Origin of the sequence: Micromonospora psammae, from assembly GCF_036902725.1 — a bacterium.
Lineage (GTDB): Bacteria > Actinomycetota > Actinomycetes > Mycobacteriales > Micromonosporaceae > Micromonospora.
Genome location: NZ_JBAKHM010000047.1, coordinates 1 through 16,678 on the forward strand (window position 1 = coordinate 1; position 16,678 = coordinate 16,678).

Annotated in this window: 19 protein-coding genes and 3 pseudogenes; 10 read left to right on the forward strand and 12 right to left on the reverse strand. The window is 69.4% G+C overall.

The features are described 5' to 3' along the window. Window positions 1-214: VOC family protein (locus V6U79_RS29300; protein WP_334616677.1), on the forward strand; the 214-nt coding region annotated here is incomplete at its 5' end. A 268-nt stretch (window positions 215-482) separates the two neighbouring features. Here the strand turns inward: V6U79_RS29300 and V6U79_RS29305 are convergent. The 3 genes and pseudogenes from V6U79_RS29305 to V6U79_RS29315 all read right to left on the reverse strand — a co-directional run bounded on the left by V6U79_RS29305 (window position 483) and on the right by V6U79_RS29315 (window position 2,881). Beyond that, a pseudogene (locus tag V6U79_RS29305) lies at window positions 483-1,061 on the reverse strand (DinB family protein). A 190-nt stretch (window positions 1,062-1,251) separates the two neighbouring features. Then, entirely contained in the window at window positions 1,252-1,878 is a 627-nt protein-coding gene (locus V6U79_RS29310) for a maleylpyruvate isomerase N-terminal domain-containing protein (protein WP_334520035.1), read from the reverse strand. A 319-nt stretch (window positions 1,879-2,197) separates the two neighbouring features. After that, window positions 2,198-2,881, reverse strand: coding sequence for an alpha/beta fold hydrolase (locus V6U79_RS29315; protein WP_334520037.1), 684 nt, complete (start codon window positions 2,879-2,881; stop codon window positions 2,198-2,200). Between the two features lie 53 nt (window positions 2,882-2,934). Here V6U79_RS29315 and V6U79_RS29320 point away from each other — a divergent pair, with 53 nt between their 5' ends. Together V6U79_RS29320 and V6U79_RS29325 are read left to right on the forward strand one after the other, a co-directional pair. Then, the gene (locus V6U79_RS29320) at window positions 2,935-3,924 is read left to right on the forward strand and encodes a helix-turn-helix transcriptional regulator (protein WP_334520039.1); all 990 of its coding nucleotides are present in this window, start codon (window positions 2,935-2,937) and stop codon (window positions 3,922-3,924) included. A gap of 196 nt (window positions 3,925-4,120) precedes the next feature. After that, on the forward strand, window positions 4,121-4,546 hold the full coding sequence (locus V6U79_RS29325; protein WP_334616678.1) for a DUF4259 domain-containing protein: 426 nt from the start codon (window positions 4,121-4,123) through the stop codon (window positions 4,544-4,546). A gap of 69 nt (window positions 4,547-4,615) precedes the next feature. Here the strand turns inward: V6U79_RS29325 and V6U79_RS29330 are convergent, their stop codons facing one another. The 4 genes from V6U79_RS29330 to V6U79_RS29345 form a co-directional block, all read right to left on the reverse strand. Next, the gene (locus V6U79_RS29330) at window positions 4,616-5,683 is read right to left on the reverse strand and encodes a hypothetical protein (protein ID WP_334616679.1); all 1,068 of its coding nucleotides are present in this window, start codon (window positions 5,681-5,683) and stop codon (window positions 4,616-4,618) included. Between the two features lie 30 nt (window positions 5,684-5,713). Continuing rightward, window positions 5,714-6,034, reverse strand: coding sequence for a PadR family transcriptional regulator (locus V6U79_RS29335; protein WP_334520400.1), 321 nt, complete (start codon window positions 6,032-6,034; stop codon window positions 5,714-5,716). 320 nt (window positions 6,035-6,354) lie between these two features. Next, the gene (locus V6U79_RS29340) at window positions 6,355-7,041 is read right to left on the reverse strand and encodes a hypothetical protein (protein WP_334520045.1); all 687 of its coding nucleotides are present in this window, start codon (window positions 7,039-7,041) and stop codon (window positions 6,355-6,357) included. A 145-nt stretch (window positions 7,042-7,186) separates the two neighbouring features. Then, complete coding sequence (locus V6U79_RS29345; protein ID WP_334520049.1) at window positions 7,187-7,750, reverse strand: PadR family transcriptional regulator; 564 nt, start codon at window positions 7,748-7,750, stop codon at window positions 7,187-7,189. A gap of 77 nt (window positions 7,751-7,827) precedes the next feature. Here V6U79_RS29345 and V6U79_RS29350 point away from each other — a divergent pair, with 77 nt between their 5' ends. The 7 genes and pseudogenes from V6U79_RS29350 (at window position 7,828) to V6U79_RS29385 (ending at window position 12,549) form a co-directional block, all read left to right on the forward strand. Next, window positions 7,828-8,244, forward strand: coding sequence for a nuclear transport factor 2 family protein (locus V6U79_RS29350; protein ID WP_334520052.1), 417 nt, complete (start codon window positions 7,828-7,830; stop codon window positions 8,242-8,244). Between the two features lie 16 nt (window positions 8,245-8,260). Next, window positions 8,261-9,286, forward strand: a complete 1,026-nt coding sequence (locus tag V6U79_RS29355) for an LLM class F420-dependent oxidoreductase (RefSeq protein ID WP_334520055.1) — start codon at window positions 8,261-8,263, stop codon at window positions 9,284-9,286. Between the two features lie 109 nt (window positions 9,287-9,395). Continuing rightward, window positions 9,396-9,548 (forward strand): hypothetical protein, encoded by a 153-nt coding sequence (locus V6U79_RS29360; RefSeq protein ID WP_334520058.1) that lies wholly within the window; start codon window positions 9,396-9,398, stop codon window positions 9,546-9,548. Continuing rightward, window positions 9,545-11,010 (forward strand): annotated as a pseudogene (locus V6U79_RS29365) (carboxyl transferase domain-containing protein). The gene V6U79_RS29360 and the pseudogene V6U79_RS29365 overlap by 4 nt, the downstream one beginning before the upstream one ends. A 189-nt stretch (window positions 11,011-11,199) precedes the next feature. Further along, window positions 11,200-11,571: an ArsR/SmtB family transcription factor gene (locus V6U79_RS29375; protein WP_334520063.1), complete on the forward strand. Its 372-nt coding sequence runs from the start codon at window positions 11,200-11,202 to the stop codon at window positions 11,569-11,571. Between the two features lie 143 nt (window positions 11,572-11,714). Further along, complete coding sequence (locus V6U79_RS29380; protein WP_334520065.1) at window positions 11,715-11,873, forward strand: hypothetical protein; 159 nt, start codon at window positions 11,715-11,717, stop codon at window positions 11,871-11,873. A gap of 121 nt (window positions 11,874-11,994) precedes the next feature. After that, entirely contained in the window at window positions 11,995-12,549 is a 555-nt protein-coding gene (locus V6U79_RS29385; RefSeq protein WP_334520067.1) for an NUDIX domain-containing protein, read from the forward strand. A gap of 104 nt (window positions 12,550-12,653) precedes the next feature. Here the strand turns inward: V6U79_RS29385 and V6U79_RS29390 are convergent, their stop codons facing one another. The 5 genes and pseudogenes from V6U79_RS29390 to V6U79_RS29415 all read right to left on the reverse strand — a co-directional run. Next, window positions 12,654-12,896 (reverse strand): hypothetical protein, encoded by a 243-nt coding sequence (locus tag V6U79_RS29390; protein WP_334520069.1) that lies wholly within the window; start codon window positions 12,894-12,896, stop codon window positions 12,654-12,656. A gap of 351 nt (window positions 12,897-13,247) precedes the next feature. Further along, window positions 13,248-13,951: pseudogene (locus tag V6U79_RS29395) on the reverse strand (DNA cytosine methyltransferase). Continuing rightward, window positions 13,952-14,995, reverse strand: a complete 1,044-nt coding sequence (locus V6U79_RS29405) for a TRM11 family SAM-dependent methyltransferase (RefSeq protein WP_334520072.1) — start codon at window positions 14,993-14,995, stop codon at window positions 13,952-13,954. Further along, a complete protein-coding gene (locus V6U79_RS29410) occupies window positions 14,988-15,887 on the reverse strand; it encodes a hypothetical protein (protein WP_334616682.1) in 900 nt (299 codons plus the stop codon). The genes V6U79_RS29405 and V6U79_RS29410 overlap by 8 nt, the downstream gene beginning before the upstream one ends. A 341-nt stretch (window positions 15,888-16,228) precedes the next feature. Next, window positions 16,229-16,678 (reverse strand): IS3 family transposase (locus V6U79_RS29415; RefSeq protein WP_334616683.1); only part of this gene is annotated, 450 nt, incomplete at its 5' end.

Here is a 16,678-nt window from a genome sequence, read left to right on the forward strand (position 1 = left end):
CGCCTGGCCCGACCCCACCTCGTCGATCATGATGCATCTCGACTTCATGGTCGTGGACCGAGAGGCCGCCGAGGCCCGCGTGCTCGCCGCCGGGGCAACGAAGTACGACTTCCAGCCCAACAGCGAACAGTGTTACGTCTACGCCGACCCGGCCGGCCACCCGTTCTGCCTGACCACCTGGGAGGCCACGGCTACACCAACTCAGCTCGGCTGATCGAGCCGCGCAGACGAAGGCCACGTGCTGCTCACGGGCGGATCGCCGCACCCCGGACCAGCCCCGAGGCACCCGCTCATCGGCTATTTGTTTCATTGACCTGCGACCGTGGCCCGGCCAGGCTTCGGTCGAGGCGCCATGACCGCGCAATCAGCGGCAAATCCGTGCATGTGACCTTGGCTTCGGGCTGCGACGGCCGCTGGCAGAATGCAAACGGTTTCTCGGACGAATTGGACGGCATCCGCGGGGTTACGCGAAGATCGCGTCCTCAGGCGAACTCGCGCGCGGTGGATTCCAGCCTCTCGCGGTAGGCGGCCCACCACGCCTCGTCGCCCTCGACCACGTTGTCGCCGGGCCGCCGCCAGCTGACCTGGCCGTCGACCAGTTCGCGCACGATGTCAGCGTGCCCGGCGTGCCGGTTCAGCTCGGCGAGCACGTGCACGAGAATGAGGTGCAGCGTCACCGGCGTGTGTTGCCACCACCGCACCGAGCCGGGCGCGTCGATCGGAAGCGTCTCGATCGTGGCGTCCGCGTGTGCCCAGACTCGGTGCCACAGTCCGATAATGTCGTCGCGGGACTCGTCGGCTGCGGCCCACATGTCCGTGTTCGGCTCGGCGTCCTCGTCCAGGCCCGCGACGGGTTCGGGAAAGGGGCGGTCGAACACCTCGCCGAACTACCCGGCGGTCACCGAGGCCACGTGCTTGACCAGCCCGAGCAGGTTCGTCCCGGTCGGCACGAGCGGGCGCCGTACGTCGTACTCCGACAGCCCGTTGAGCTTCCCGAGCAGCGCCTCGCGCGCCTCCCGCAGGTACCGATAGAGATTCGCCTTGGCGTCGAGGTCTGTCATGCCGCCCAGGATCTCACCGCCGCGCCCGCCGCGATGCCCTGTACGCCCGCGTTCCGAACCGCGGCTCTGTGGCGGTCACGCGATTGCGGTTCCTGATTGCGCCACGTCCATGTGTCGACGTGCGTCGTAACGGTGGGTAGCGCGCGACTCGCGGCCAGATGAGGACAGTGCAGAGCGAGCGCTCCACCAGTTAGAGGGCGGAGATGGAGGTGGGAGCTCGTTCTTGCCGAGCTAGCGCGCGTATCACGTTCAGGGAACCGTGTCGCCAGGCCGCGAGGCTGCTCAGCAGCTGGATTGTCGCTTCAGTCGCTGTCTGCGGCATCGGTGGCGTCGGCAAGCCGAGGCTGACTGCCAGGTCGTCGGTGTGCACGACCAGCTCCATGACCCGGGTCAGCAGGAAGTCGTCGACCTTTAGGCCCCAGTCGCCGAGGTCCACGATGCGGTCGGGCGGTTGCGCTGTAACCGTGGCACCCAGGTCGGTCAATGCCGCATCGACCGCGTCCGCCAGCTCCCTGGCGGTCGTCGCTGCAGCTGTCTGCTCGCTGCGGCGCCGGATGTCGATGTTGTCGGCACTACCCACGCCTGAAGTCACCCAGGCGTTGCCGGTGAAGTGCTCCAGCACCGAGATCGCCGATTCTCCTGGCGGCGCGGCGAGGAACGTCACGGTCTGAGTGACCTGGTTGGCCAGGTGGCGGGCGAGGCCGCCGGTGGAGAAGTCCGGCAGTGCGCTGGGCGAGGACCATTGCTCGGCCAGTATCGGATTGCGCAACAGGGCCATGGCGGTCTCGGCGGCGTCCAGGAACGCGGGTCGGATCATCGAGTGCACGTTATGCGCGCACAGGAACCCTTGTCATCCCCGCACGCGCCGGCGAGGAGCGGCTCCCCCGTTGCGAGTGCGCGATCAATCGGCAGATCGGATGGCGGCTTGGGCTCGCGGCCAGGAGAGATCAAGGCCATGGGGCACAGGTCTGCCAGATTCGGCACGTCCGGCTACGTCTAACGCCCACTCCGTGGTAGCCGACTACGCTGCGTGACGCGCGGTCCGCGGCAGATCCGGATGCTGTGTTCCAGCAGAGTCCATGCCATGGAGCTGGCAGGAGACCATGACGCCGCATGTGCGGTGCTCGGTGCCCCAGCTAGACCGCGGCCAGGATTCGCGCCAGCTCTGTCGGCCGCGTCACCATCGGCCAGTGTCCGGAATCGATGTCGACCAGGTCGACGTGCTTGGCCCGGGGCAGCTCGGGAATGTCGCCCGCGGCGATCCACTCCCGCGCCTGGGCTGGCGTGAACTCGGGGCACACCATCACGACAGGTATGTCGAACCGCCGCTCATCCGTCAGGTGTACGACGCCCCTGGCCACGCCCTCTGGAACCGGGATCGCGGCCGCCTCGAACGCCCGCCGCTCCTGCTCGTCCAGGTCGGCCGCGTCCGCGCCTTCGAACGGGTCCCAACCCGGGAACGGCATGACGCCGTCGGTGATCTCGAAGAAGTCCGCGTACGGCTGCCCGTCGCTCGATGGGAACCCGCCGATCAGCACCACCTTCGCGACCCGCCCGGGCCGCGCGTCGGCCGCCATCCAGGCCAGGGTGCAGGCTGCGGAGTGCCCAACCACCACCGACCTGCCAAGCCCCGCGTCCACGGCGGCAAGCACCGCCATCACCTGGTCGGCCAGCGTCGCCGACACGTTCCCGTCACCCTGACCCGGCAGGGTCACCGACACCGCGTGGCGGCCCCTCTGCTCCAGCTCTGACGCAACGCCGGTCCACACCGACCCGTCGAGCCACAGGCCACCCAAGAGCACGATCTGTTCTGCAGTCATCGGATCAACCTAGAGGCAATTCCGGACGATATGCTTCCGGTACCCTGGCCGTCGTGCCAACCGGTCCGAGCCCCACCGCCCGGGCCCTGCGCGCGCTCGAGATCCTGCATGCACGTCCCGGCACGACTGCCGACCAACTTGCCTCGCTCCTGGGCGTGACGGAACGGGCCGCGCGGCGCTACGTCGGCATCCTTCGCGAGGCCGGCATCCCGGTCGAGTCGGCCCGCGGGCCGTACGGGGGCTACCGGCTGGGCCGCGGCACCCGGCTGCCGCCGGTCGTCTTCACCCAGGAGCAGGCCCTCGGCCTGGTCATGGCCGTGCTCGACGGGCAGCCGAACGCCATCGACGCCGACGACCTGGTCGGCTCAGCGCTCAGCAAGGTCATCCGGGCACTCCCTGAAAGCGTCGGACGGCAGGCAGCGGCGCTACGGACGTACGCTGCGGCCACCCCCGACCGGCATTCGGCCCGCCCCGACCCCGCCACCACAAGTGCCCTGATCGCCGCCGTCGCCGACCGACGCCGCGTCATGGTCACCTACCGAGGCGAGAGCGGCGAGGAGTGGGCCGCCGAGGTCGACCCGTGGGCAGTCGTGGTGCGGTACGGGCGCTGGTACCTGCTGTGCCACTCGCACCGCGCGGACGCCATCCGCACGTACCGTATCGACCGAGTCCGGACCGCACGGCAGACCCCGCACGGCTTCACGCCGCCCGACGACCTGGATCCTGTTGCCGCGCTCGAGGAAAATCTGGGCGCGGGCTGGAAGTACCCCACCCGCGTCGTGTTCCACGCGCCGCGGGAGAAGGTGGCGCCCTGGATCCGGCCGCCGATGGGCCGCCTCCAGCCGGACGGCGACCGATGCGTACTGGTCGGCAGCACCGGAAACCCCACGATGTACGCGCAGGAGTGGCTGGCCCCCGTCCCGTTCGACTTCTCCGTGGAAGAAGGCCCCGAACTACATGCCGCCGTGGCGACGGTCGCGGCCCGTTTCGGCGCGGCAGTCTCGCCTTCCGTCGGCCGAGACTCGGCCCCGGGACCAGCCTAACCGTGACATTCGCCGGCCTGTCGGCATGGCGCCGGCTTGAATCGGATGCCCTCATCTCGGCTAAATGAGTAAGCCGCAGCGTCACCCTTTCGCGATGTGGTCCGGCTTGCCGTGTGGGCAGGGACTCGCCGTCGCGCTGGGCCACAGCGGCAACAGGTGTGAAGATCGTCCCGGCGACAAGCGGGAGGTGACTGCTGTGGGGTTCTGGGACTCCAGTCCGTTCGGCAACGACGACGCCGCGGACTTCGCCGCCGCGCTGGACGAGACGACGGCGCAGGGGCGCATCGAGATGATTTGCACCGTCCTGGAACGCGTTGCTACCACCGGCATCACCGACGACCTCGATGCCGGTGACGCGCCCCGGGCGGTGGCAGCAGCAGCGTTGGTCGCCGCCCAGTGTCCTGCCGGTGAGCCTGTGCGCTCCAACTACGGTCCGTCCACGTCCATGCCGCAGTTTCCGGGCTACCTCAGACAACTTGCCATCGCCGCCCTAAACCGCCTGGTCACACCGCCGTCCTGGCTCGCCGAGGCCTGGAGGGATGACGTGGCATGGCGTCGAACCATCAGCGACCTTCGCAACGTCCTCGACCCACCTCAGGCCGAAACCCTCTTCGATCTGTAGCCGGGCGTCAGCGCCGAATTCACCGAGCACTTCGCGGCAGATCCGTGCACTTGGCCTCGGCTGAGTGCGTCAGCTGTGCGCGAGGGTTTGGTCAGCTGGCTGCCGGTAGGGCAGCGCGGCGAGGCCCAGCGCGAGGGTCAGCATGAGGCAGCCGAGCAGGAACGGAAGCGACATGGTGGGCTGGCCGAGCCATTCCCACGGTAAATGCCAGCGGAGATGTGGCTCGCTCAGGTGGTGCGACAGCATCAGCGGCGCGCTCAGCAGGATCGGTGCCAACCACAGGAACATCGCGAAGCCATACAGGAACCTCGCCAATCCTTGGGCCAGCGGGTGGCCCCCTTCCGTGCGTCTGCTGACCCAGCCGAATAGGCACCAGCCGCTCAGCGCGCCTAGCACGAAGGCGACAACGCCAGCGGGATACGCGCTCCAGGGCGTCGACCGGGTCATGGCGAAGTCCATCTTCGGGGTCGTGTTGTCGGCGTTGATGTGTACTTCAAGGATGTTGTCGCCACGTTGCGCGTACAGGGTGATGTTGGAGGGTATTGAGGAAGGGTCGCATCGCGGGTCGTCGGGAATGCAGTCGTACGAGTTGGAGTGGATCTCTTCGGTGTAGTCCCATCCGGCCGCCTGGAGCCGCTGCCTGAGCTCTGCGAGGACGCGCGGGCGACTGTCGGCCGGCAGTTGTTCGAAGGACGCGCCAAGCCCGGCCAGCGAGTATTCGCCGCCGTCACCAAACAGCAGCTCGGAAGCGAAGCTCCAGCTCAGTGGGCTGCCATAGATCATGAACACGGCGGGCGGGTCGTCCTTGTCTATATGGCTCACCTGCTTGTCCGGATAGAGCTGGCTGACCGCTGCGGCAAGCTCGTTGTGGTCAAGCGGGCGGGAGCCGAGCCAGGTGAGCCAGGTGCCGAAGGATGCGGCGAACAGACCGCACGCCACCGTGAAGACCGATGCCCAGACGACCACGCTGCGACTTGCTGGTCGCCCGAGGCGGGCGCGCAGACCGTGGCGTACGAGATTCGCCGCTACACGCGCACCGCGGCTGGTGGGTGCAATGTCATGCACCGTCTCGAGGATTTCGGGGCCGCGCTTCCGGCGGTAGTCGCGCGGATAGGCCAGCAGTAGCCAGCGGTGCATGGATTCTCCCAGGACCTGTGACAGTAGGGGTCAGGCGTGGCTGGGCCGTAGGGCGCGCAGCCGGGCATCGGCGGCGGACGCGAGCTGGCGCAGCCGCTCTGTCTGGCGAGCGAGCTCGGCGCGGCCGTCGGTGCGCAACCGGTAGTAGCGGCGCAGCTGGCCGTCAATGACCTGCTCGTGGCTGAGCTCCACTAAGCCCTGCGCGACCAGCCGGTCCAGGGCGGCGTAGAGGGTTCCCGGCAGTGGGGTGACGCGGCCACCGGACAGGACGGCGACCTCCTGGATGATCCCGTAACCGTGGCGCGGCTCGTCAGCTAGCGCAGTCAGGATCAGAAACGTGGCCTCGCGCATCTCAGTCACCGGGGCAACATATATTGCTGATCAATCCATCGTCTACGCTTGGCGGGGAAGCGGTTGGCGGCACGCTCTCGCCCACCCGCGCGATCGCTGTTTCATCCGTGATCCCGGTGCCAACGACGCCAATCTGCTGGGCTACCTCGCCTCCATAGCGGCTGCTCACGACTCATCGGCGAGGTAACGAGTCAGCCAGTCATGCCACGCGCTCTCATCGGCCAGATCCCGGCGCCGGCCGCACCACGTGCTGTAACGCTGTGTAGCAAGCGCTGCGGGGCATGGGCGGCCGGATGCTGGGGTCAGGGGGCGGTTGCCTGTCAGAAAAGGGTGAGGTTGGCTTGCGAGATAGGGGCGGCCGGTCCGATCGGGGACAGCGACACGCCGTACACCGGCAGGGCCTGGTGGGCATTGGCGCGGGCAGTCCACACCTCGATGCCCGTGCCACTGATAATCAACGTGGCCTCAGCATCGCGAAGGACGTGCCCTGCTGCTGCCAAGGAAGACCGAACCTCGTCGACAGTGTGCGGGTATGCGGGCATGAGGTTGATGTCGTCGAGCATGACTTCGTCGGCGCGGGTGACGAAGATTCGTTCGACGAGAGCGTCGGGGCCGTACTGCACGACGAGACCATCTTCGAGGAAGCTGTCCTGAACTGGTTCTCGAGAGCCTGCCCGATGCTGCCAGCACAACCCGCCGCGCATTCGTCGACGGACCTCCGTGCGCGTCTCGCCGAACTGAACAGCCTCAAGCCCGCGACCGCTGGACAGGATCCGGTACCGGTTCGGCAGGTCTACTGCCGCATCGCCGGCAGCTATTGGGACGAGTTGAGCGCCCAACTCGTGGCCCGGCCCGAATGCCGTCACCGCCTCCACCATGGCGCGGGGTTCGGTCGAGGAGGTGTAGAGGGCCACAGCGCCATCACCGAAATGCCATCCAAAATCGTCAGCGATCGGCTCCACACCTGCGGCCCGCAACTCGGCGAGGACGGCCTTGGAGCATCTCACTAACCGATCCCCAACACGGGCTGCGCCTTCATGGCGCCATCCCGCTCGGCTGACAGCCACTCTTCGCCGAGGTGGGTGCGTAGCGCCGCCATGGTCACCTTGGTTCGTAGCGCCCTACCCTGCGCCGATGGCACTGACAGCGGGGTCAGCCCGGCAGCGGCGCCCGGGCGCGCAGCAGCGCCGCGGCCCCCTCGCACCACTCGCGGTTCTCCTGCTCGAACCGGCGGCCGCGCAGACACGTCAGGTACGGCCCGATCCGGTCGCCTTCGCGCAGGAACGTCTCCTCGTCCAGCTCGCCACGCAACCGCCGGAGCATCCGGTCGAAGATCTCTACCTTCGCCGCGGCCGCGACCGCCCGCTCCTCGAGCTGAGCGATGACCGGGGCCGGGTCCAGCCGGTCGACGGCTTGGACCATGACGAGCAGGTCCTCCCGGATGGACGTCGGCTTCGACGGCGTCGCGGTGAACGTGGCCAGCTCCGCGAGGCCGGCGTCGGTGACCGTGAACAGTCGCTTGTTGGGCCGGTCGTGCTGGATGACCTGCCGGCCGGCGATCAGCCCCTCGCGCTCCAGCTTGGCCAGTTCGGCGTAGAGCTGCTGGGGCACCGCGTACCAGAAGTTCGCCAGCGACACGTCGAAGACCTTGGCCAGCTGATACCCGCTGTACTCGCCGTCGAGCAGTGCCGCCAGCACCGCGTGGCGCAGCGCCATCGGCGCGACCTCCCGCTTCCCTCGTCGCATAGTCAGTGATATGACTAATCCTATTGTTGACTATAGGGGAGGCAGCCGTGACGACCGTCGAGCGGTTCCGTGCCGCCGTCGAGGCCCGGGACCTGGCCGCGTTCGACGGGCTGTTCAGCCCGGACGTGCGCTTCTACAGCCCGGTGAAGTTCACGCCGTTTCAGGGGGCGCCGGCCGTTCACGGGCTCCTCGGCGTCCTCCTGCGCACCTTCGAGGATTTCCGGTACGTCGGGCAACTGGCCGGCGAGGCCGAGATCGGCCCGGCGGGCCGGCCGGTCGATTCGCACATCCTCATCTTCCGCGCGACCGTGCGCGGCAAGCAGATCCACGGCCTCGACCTGCTCCAGCTCGGCGACGACGGTCTGATCGAGGAGTTCACGGTCATGGTCCGCCCCCTGTCCGCCGTCAACACGTTGAGCGAGGCGGTCGTCGCCGGTCTCGCCGCCGACGGCATCGCCCCGTGACACGGAAGGTCGCGCGATGAAACTCGGGTACACCACCGGCTACTGGTCCTCCGGCCCACCCGCCGGCGTCACGGAGGCCATCGCGGAGGCCGACCGCCTCGGCTTCGACTCGGTCTGGGCCGCCGAGGCGTACGGGTCGGACTGCCTGACCCCGCTCGCCTGGTGGGGCGCCAGCACCTCCCGGGTGCGGCTGGGCACCAACATCATGCAGATGTCGGCCCGTACGCCGACCGCCGCCGCGATGGCGGCGCTCACCCTCGATCACCTGTCCGGCGGTCGGTTCATCCTCGGGCTCGGCGCCTCGGGTCCGCAGGTCGTGGAGGGATGGTACGGCCAGCCGTACCCGCGGCCGCTGGCCCGCACACGGGAGTACATCGAGATCATCCGTGCCGTCCTCGCCCGCGGCGGCCCGGTCCAGTACGACGGTGAGTTCTACCAGCTGCCGCAGCGCGTCGGCACCGGCCTGGGCAAGCCGCTGAAGTCCACGGTCCACCCGCTGCGCACCGACATCCCGATCTTTCTCGCCGCCGAAGGGCCGAAGAACGTGGCGCTGGCCGCCGAGATCGCCGACGGCTGGCTGCCGTTGTTCTTCTCCCCCAAGGCGGACGGCTTCTACCGCAGCGCGCTGGCCGAGGGCTTCGCCCGACCGGGCGCCCGCCGCGGCCCGGACGAGTTCGAGATCGCCGCGACAGTGCCGATCGTCGTCGACGACGACGTGGAGCGGGCGGCCGATCGGATCCGGCCGTTCGTCGCGCTGTACGTCGGCGGCATGGGTGCCAAGTCGGCCAACTTCCACCGGGACGTCATCGCCCGCCTCGGATACGAGCGGGAGTGCGACGTCATCACCGAGGCGTACCTTGCAGGCAACAAGCAGGTGGCGATCGCCGCCGTGCCGACCGCACTGGTCGAGGACATCGCGCTGATCGGGCCGACCGCAAAGGTCAAGGACGAGCTACAGCGGTGGCGCGAGAGCGTGATCACCACCCTGCTGGTGCAGGGCGGGCCACGGCAGCTGCGCCAGATCGCCGAGCTGGTCGACTGACGACACTTGTCGACCTTGGACGGCCTCCCCTGCGCGGGACCCCGTTGCCGAGGACCCAATCTCCCAAGGTCTCTCATCGCAGGGAGCCCGCCACGACTATGGTGTGATCATGGCTGGCGACCAGGCTGACGAGGCTGCCTCGGAAGCACTTTGCCCGACGCTGCGGAGCCAGCGCACCGGTGAGGAGTCATTCATCGACCGCGGTTCGGGCTGTGCACAGCTCTCCGGCGGCCGCCCGCGCGCGGAGGCCGACCGGGTGTGAAGAGATCGGCAAGGGACCTCATCGAACTGGTTATCGACCCCGGCACGTGGGTGTCGTGGGATGAGGCGGTTGCCGATCCGGCCCCGCTCGACGCCGACTATGCGGCTGCCCTGGCCGCCGCGCGCCGGACCACAGGTGTCGACGAGGCGGTCATCACCGGCGCGGGCCGGCTCGCTGGACGGCGGGTCGCCGTCATCGCCGGCGAGTTCGCATTTCTCGGCGGCTCGATCGGCGTAGCGGCGGCCGAGCGGCTCACCCGGGCCGTCGAGCGGGCGACCGCCGAGCGGATTCCGTTGCTTGCCGCGCCCGCGAGTGGCGGCACCCGGATGCAGGAAGGCTCGATCGCGTTCCTGCAGATGGTGAAGATCAGCCAGGCGATCACCGCGCACAAGGTTGCGGGGCTGCCATACCTCGTATACCTGCGGCACCCGACGACCGGCGGCGTGTACGCGTCGTGGGGGTCCCTCGGGCACCTGACAGTCGCCGAGCCGGGCGCGCTGATCGGCTTCCTCGGGCCGAAGGTGCACGAGGCGCTGACCGGCTCGCCGTTCCCGGCCGGGGTGCAGGTCGCCGAGAACCTCCACAAACACGGTCTGATCGACGCGGTCGTTGCGCCGGAGCAGGTGGCGCTGCTGGCCGACCGAGCGCTGGCCACCCTTAGCGCGCCGCGCCGTCTCCCCCGTCCGCCGAGCCCGGCGGAGGACCCGCCCGGCGAACGCTCCGCCTGGGACGCCGTCCGGCGATCCCGCCGGGCAGACCGTCCCGGAATCCGCCGACTGCTGAGGCACGCCGGCCGGGATGTCGTGCCGTTGCGCGGCACGCAGAGCGGCGAAACCGGAGCCGGTGTGATCGTGGCGCTGGCCCGCCTCGGGGAAGCCCCCGCGGTGGTCGTCGGACACGACCGGCGCGATAGCCCGCCTGACCCCGCCGGCCTGCGGGCCGTCCGGCGGGGGTTCAAGCTCGCCGCAGAGTTGGGGCTGCCCGTCGTCACCGTTGTCGACACGCCGGGCGCCGCCCTGTCGCCACAGGCCGAGGAGGGTGGCCTGGCCGGAGAGATCGCCCGCTGCCTTGCCGATCTCCTCACCCTGCCGGTGCCGACCCTGTGCGTGTTGCTGGGTCAGGGCAGCGGCGGCGCCGCCTTGGCCCTGCTGCCGGCCGACCGTGTCATCGCCGCAGCGCACGGCTGGCTCTCGCCGCTGCCGCCAGAGGGCGCGCGGCGATCCTCCATCGCACCGTCGAGCGGGCACCGCAGGTCTCCGCCGCGCAGGGCATCCGCGCGCAGGACCTGCGGGCAAGGGGCATTGTGGACCGGATCGTGACCGAGCGACCCGACGCCGCCGACGAGCCCGCGGCGTTCCTCGACCGGCTGGGGGCGGTACTGGCGTACGAGCTGGGCACCCTGCTCGACGTCGACCCGGCGGACCGCCTCCAGACCCGCCGGGTCCGTTACCGGCAACTCTGACCGCAAACTCTCGCCGAATGGAACCCGTTCATTCGGCTGCCCGCCCGCCGGTCACCCGTCGGCCCGGGGGCCGACACTCGCTCAACCGGCCGCTGACACGGCCGGGACAGGTCAACACGGTTCCCTGCCCGCAAACCGATGGTGACCGGGTCCTGGTTCAACCGGCCTATCGAGGGTGTTGGTGCAACGATGAGCGGCGTGGGACCTGTGAAAATTGCTCTGCCTGCTATCTCGCCGCTTGTGGGCGAGCCGATCAAGCGCGCTGATGCCGAGCGGCTCGCGGGAGTGCTGAAGGCAATTGCCGATCCGGCCCGGCTGCGACTGCTCAGTCTGATCCAGTCCGCTCCGGAGGGCGAGGCGTCCGTGAGTGACCTCACCGCGCCGCTCGGTCTCTCCCAGCCGAACGTGAGTCATCACCTTCGGATCCTCACCGAGGCCGGCCTGCTCGAGCGCGAGAAGCGCGGCGTCTGGGCGTACTACCGCCTGGTGCCGGCCGCGATCGCGGCGATAGCCGACCTGTTGACGCCGCCCCGCAAGCGAGCGACGAAGAGGGCCCGCTGAGCGGCACTGTCGAGGACCGCGCCACCGTAGAGGGCTGGCAGGATGATCCGGTACGCATCACAGCCGGACGGCCACGTGGGGATTGGTGACGATCAGCAGGATCTGGGCACGCCGGGCCAGTGGTGTTCGCAGACGGTGCGGGCATGTCGGTCAGTGTCGGCATGCCAGGCGAGACGGCCGCCGAGCATCAGCTCGACGGCCAGGCCATCAGCCAGGAGATCATGATGTGCCGCCCGCTCTCCCGGCGCGCGGGCCCCGCCTCCGTCCGGGTCCGGTCCGGCCCGCGTGTCGCCCTGACCTGATCCGCCAGCTCCGTCCTTCCGTGACAGACGTCGACAAACGTTGACACCGGCGAGTCGAGGGGGCCCCGGGCGGCGGGGCGGCAGCATACGGGATGGCAACAGCGCTCCGGCTGATGAGAGCATGCTCGATAACTGGTTGGATGTCCTCATGGATGATCTTTCGCCGCTCTCGGCCCACGAGTTGCTGGACATTGTTGACGACCATGACCGTGTGGTAGGGCAAGCGCGGCGGAGCGAGGCATACGCTGGTAGGTTGCGGCATCGCTGTGTATTTGTTCTGGCACGGGATCCCACCGGACGTATCTTCGTGCATCGCCGGACGGCGCGGAAGCTCGTCTTTCCGTCGCTTCACGACATGTTCGTCGGTGGGGTGGTTGGTGCGGGGGAATCGTACGACGAGGCAGCGCTACGCGAAGCCGAAGAGGAGTTAGGGGTGCCGGGACTGCCCGCGCCCGTACCGCTGTTCAAGTTCCTCTACGAGACGCCGGAGCACGCCTGGTGGTCCTTCGTTTACGAGGTGCGCTGTCCACCAACAGTAACTCCGCAGGCTGAAGAAGTCGCCTGGCACGCGTTCCTGACCGAGGACGAGTTGAAGCAGCGACTCGTCGAGTGGGTATGGGTACCGGACGGCTTGGAGGCGTATCGCCGGCTGCTTGCCTGGCGGGTCACCAACTGAGTGACAACGGAGGAGCACATGCCCGGACTGACGTGGCGGTTGGCGGGCGGCTGGTACAGGCCAGGCGTCGTGCCAAATGCTGGCCAGGGCTTCACGATGCTTCTTCACCCAGAAGGGCGCAGCACGTTCACGTACCGGACCGCGACGGCAGCCACCACGAGCTGCCCGAGGAGCTCGATCATCGCGTAGACGACCCAGCCGCTGAATACGACCGGCAGGGCCGCGACCGCGGCGATCAGCACCACTGTGAGTACGCGGAACGCGAGTCCGACTCCGAGCGCTCGGCCCACCGCCGCCAACAACGCCAAGAGCAGCACTGTGGGCACCAAGGAGAGGAAGACCTCCACGCCGAGAGCGAGGAACGTCCCCCGGGTTGGGTGGAGCTGAGGTACGCCTCCGGCCCGGCGATGATCAGCATCAGAACGAACTTGACCGACACGAGCAGCGCGGCAACCAGGCACGTACGCCCGAACCACCAGCCGGCACCACGCCGTTGGACCTCAGTCACCTCAGTACCCCAACCTCAGGCGGCGCGCGGATCACCGAGAACATCGATCACTACGGCGGCGGCTTCATCGGAGGCAGCCGAGAAGTAGTCACAAAGAAGGCCCACGGCGCGAATCATGCCAGCAGCCCTAGCGCGTGGCAGTCCCTGCCGTGCCCGTTACGTGCCCGCCGAAGGAGTCACCAGGGGGCAATTAAGGGACAACATGCTCGCTCTCCCGCTCCGATGCCAAGGGCCTAGCCTGCCTGCCAGCGCGGGCGGCGGCCTGGTGTGCCGGTGCCGGTGGCGCGGGGTGTGAAAAGGAGATGGTGGCCGGGTCTGATGAGGTCGGGCAGGCCGTGTGGGTGGCCGAGGCCTTTGCCGTCACGGGCGCAGGGCGTGGGCAACGTTCGCTCTCTCCCCGGTGGTGGATGGCGACGAGGAACAGTCGGTCGGGTTGGTGGGGTGCGCCGATGGCGGATGCGCGTAGGCATAGCCAGCTCGTGTCGTACCCGAGCGTGGCCAGGTCGGTGTGGACGACATCGAGTCCGCGCCGGCGGAGGGCGGCGACGTTTTCCACGAACACGACCGGTGGTCGAAGTAGGCGAAGCGGACTGGTGATGTGCTGCCAGAGGCTGGAGTGCGGTCCGGTGCCGGCGCGTCTACCGGCGTTGGAGATGTCCTGGCAGGGAAGCCGGCGGTAAGGACGTCGACGGGCGGGATGCGGGTCCAGTCGATGGTGCGGATGTCGCCGAGGTTGGGCACTGCGGGCCAGCGATAAGCGAGGACGATGCGGGCGTGTCGGTCGATCTCGGAGTACCAGGTGAGGTGGCCGCCGCACCAGTTCGACGGCCAGGTCGAGGCCGCCGTATCCGGTGCACAGCGATCCGATGCGTGGCCCGACCGGTGCGGCGCCATTCAGACCCCCTGTCCTGCGTCACTACCTGCCTGCCGGCCGAGGCTCTCGTCGGGCACCGAGTCGTTGCGGGGGTTGGGTGGTGGGTCGTCGCTGTGCGTGCGGTCCGGGCGGTGGAAGATCAGCACGTCCTCGTGGGTGATCAGGTGCAGGGGCGTGCCGCCGGCGCGGGCCTTGCGCACGGCCTGGAGTTGGAAGAACGAGGGGCGGGCGACGAGGTGCCCGTCGCGGACTGCCCCGAGCAGCGCCACGCACCGCTCGGTCGGGATCAGGCCGGCGCGCGTGCCGGCGGCGATGACCGCGCTGGGCAGGTCAACCAGTTGTCCGTTCTTGCGCCATGGTCGGGCGGTGACCACCACGGTGCCGCCGGGGCGCAGCAGGGTTGCGCAGCCGGTGAGGATCTTTTCGAAGCCGTCGGTGAGGCCGGTGAGGTCGCGGTAGGCGAGGTTGCCGCGGTCGGTGCCGTCGTTGTAGGCGTTGTCGAACTTCGCCACCCCGTCGGCGCCGGGCCGGACGAGGCCGTGCACGGTCGGCCCATACGGCGGTGAGGTCACGACCAGGGCGGCCTGCCCGGCGAGCGCGGCGGGGAGCAGGGACCGCAGACGGGTGGCGTCGCCGCGGACCACGGAGGCCCGCCCGGTGGCGCCGTGTTGCTGGGCGTGGGTGATGTTGGCGTCGGCGATGTTCGACCAGCGGGGCTCGTATTCCACGCCGATGGCGTCACGGCCGGCGTGGATGGCCTCGACGAGGGTGGTGCCGATTCCGCACATCGGGTCGAGCACGAGGTCGCCGGGCTGGGTGTAGGCGTGCACGGCGTGCGCCGCGATCGCGGGGAGCATGCGGGCGGGGTGTTTCACCGACTCGGGCACGTAGCGGCCGCGGCGTTGCACCGGCCCGGTCTGCTGGGCGGTCGCCCACACCGACAGGCCGTCCGGCCCGTCCGGTGCCCGGTTGCGGCCAGGGTGGTCGCGGTGCTGGCCGTGGTGGGTGTAGTCTGCCGCGCTGGTCGGCTGGTTCGGGTCGGTGGGGTTTGGGGTGTCAGCCACGGCGGTCACCGCCCTCCCGGCGGCGCTGCCCCGGCGGTGGCCAGGACGTGGCGGGGCTGAACACGAGCAGGTCGGCGTGCACGCGCAGGTGCGCCACCGTCCACGGGTGGTGGGCCTGCTCGGCGAGGGTGAGCAGTTCCTCGTCGGTGACGTGGTAGACGAACGCCTCGCCGTCGGTGTCGGCGGTGACGGCGACGATGTGCTGCAGGTAGCCGAGGCCGACTGCTGCGGCGGCGGTGGCCACCGGGGTGAAGTCCTCCGGGCCGATGCTCGCGGCGGGGGCGGTGACAACGAGGACGAGGCAGCCGCCGGGGCGCAGCAGCCGCGCGCACGCGGTCAGCAGCCACGCCAGTCGGATCCTGTTGGTGGTGTCGGCGGGGTCGAGGGGCCAGCAGGCCACGACCAGGCTGGTCGCCTCGGCGAGGGACGCGCGCCCGGGCGAGGTGCTGGTCTCGTCGGCGGGCAGGTCGGGGTCGGTGAGGTCGTCGCCGAACCAGGTGCGCATGTCCGGCAGGTCGCCGCTGTCGTCCTCGGGCAGGGCGGCCGGGTCGGGGCGGGTCGGCGGGGTGGCCGCTCCGATGATGAGGCTGGAGGCGTCGGTGAACCAGCCCGGGTGGTGCCGGCGGGCGCCGGTAGCGCAGACGGAGGTCAGGGCGTGGTCGCCGGTGAGGTCGACGACGGCCTCACCGGGGCGGCTGTAGGCGGCGGCGAGCCGGTAGGCCAGTCGGGCGCTGATGGTGCGGCCGGTGTCGGCCGGGCCGCTGGCGGTGCGCCACACGGTGATCGGTACCGGCGGGTCGCCGGCGACCAGGTCGATCAGGGTCGGGTCGACCTCGTGCGGGTCGACGCGGTGGGCGGGGTCGGGGTGGTGCTGCGGCGTGTGCTCGCTCATGTGGTGTCGGCTCCGCGCCGCGCCGTGATGCGCTGACATCCTCAAACCGGCGTTTGTCAGCGCTGGCGGACACCCCCCGGTCTGGCACAGCTCTGACAGCGCCAGCGCTGCGGCCGATGACTCTGGTGCGTGGCCGGCGGGGTGAGACCGGAGGGGCGCGCGTCTGGGCCTGCGTGTCAGGTCTGCGGCGGTCCCTGCGGTGTCGTCGATGACAGCGCCGCCATGTCGTGTCATCCGCCGGTGTCGCTGTCAGTCGCGGTTGGCCGCGGTCGGTGGCCGCGGTGACAGACACGGTGCCGTGCGGCCGTCAGGTTGGCAGTGTCTGACAGCTGAAGTGACCCCTATCGGCCGGACACCTCGATGTGTGTCGGGGACTCTCGGTGGATCTTCTCGAAGGTGTCGGGGCTGACGTTACCCAGTCGGCTGTGTCGGCGGCGTGGGTTGTAGAAGCCTTCGATGTAGGAGAAGACCTCCATCTCCAGCTCGTGGCGGCTGGGCCAGGCGCGGGTGTAGACCAGTTCGGTCTTCAAGGTGGCGAAGAACGTCTCGGCCAGGGCGTTGTCGTAGCAGTCGGCGACCGAGCCCATCGAGGCCAGGACGCCACAGGATCGCAGGGTGCGGCCGAACTCGAACGACGTGTACTGGGTCCCGCGATCCGAGTGGTGGATGAGCTGGTCGCGGGCGGGTCGACGGTGCTGGATGGCCATGCCGACGGCGTCGAGGATCAGCTCGGTGCGCAGGTGGTCGGCCATCGCCCAGCCGACGACGCGGCGGGAGTAGGCGCCGACGAC

Excerpts from the sequence above, each read along its gene's own strand:
- V6U79_RS29310 (WP_334520035.1), bottom strand. The coding sequence starts at position 1,878 with ATGATCCGACCCGCGTTCCTGGACGCCGCCGAGACCGCCATGGCCCTG.
- V6U79_RS29315 (WP_334520037.1), bottom strand. The coding sequence starts at position 2,881 with ATGACTGCAGAACAGATCGTGCTCTTGGGTGGCCTGTGGCTCGACGGG.
- V6U79_RS29330 (WP_334616679.1), bottom strand. The coding sequence starts at position 5,683 with ATGCACCGCTGGCTACTGCTGGCCTATCCGCGCGACTACCGCCGGAAG.
- V6U79_RS29335 (WP_334520400.1), bottom strand. The coding sequence starts at position 6,034 with ATGCGCGAGGCCACGTTTCTGATCCTGACTGCGCTAGCTGACGAGCCG.
- V6U79_RS29345 (WP_334520049.1), bottom strand. The coding sequence starts at position 7,750 with ATGGCGCTGCGCCACGCGGTGCTGGCGGCACTGCTCGACGGCGAGTAC.
- V6U79_RS29355 (WP_334520055.1), top strand. The coding sequence starts at position 8,261 with ATGAAACTCGGGTACACCACCGGCTACTGGTCCTCCGGCCCACCCGCC.
- V6U79_RS29360 (WP_334520058.1), top strand. The coding sequence starts at position 9,396 with ATGGCTGGCGACCAGGCTGACGAGGCTGCCTCGGAAGCACTTTGCCCG.
- V6U79_RS29375 (WP_334520063.1), top strand. The coding sequence starts at position 11,200 with ATGAGCGGCGTGGGACCTGTGAAAATTGCTCTGCCTGCTATCTCGCCG.
- V6U79_RS29380 (WP_334520065.1), top strand. The coding sequence starts at position 11,715 with ATGTCGGTCAGTGTCGGCATGCCAGGCGAGACGGCCGCCGAGCATCAG.
- V6U79_RS29385 (WP_334520067.1), top strand. The coding sequence starts at position 11,995 with ATGCTCGATAACTGGTTGGATGTCCTCATGGATGATCTTTCGCCGCTC.
- V6U79_RS29410 (WP_334616682.1), bottom strand. The coding sequence starts at position 15,887 with ATGAGCGAGCACACGCCGCAGCACCACCCCGACCCCGCCCACCGCGTC.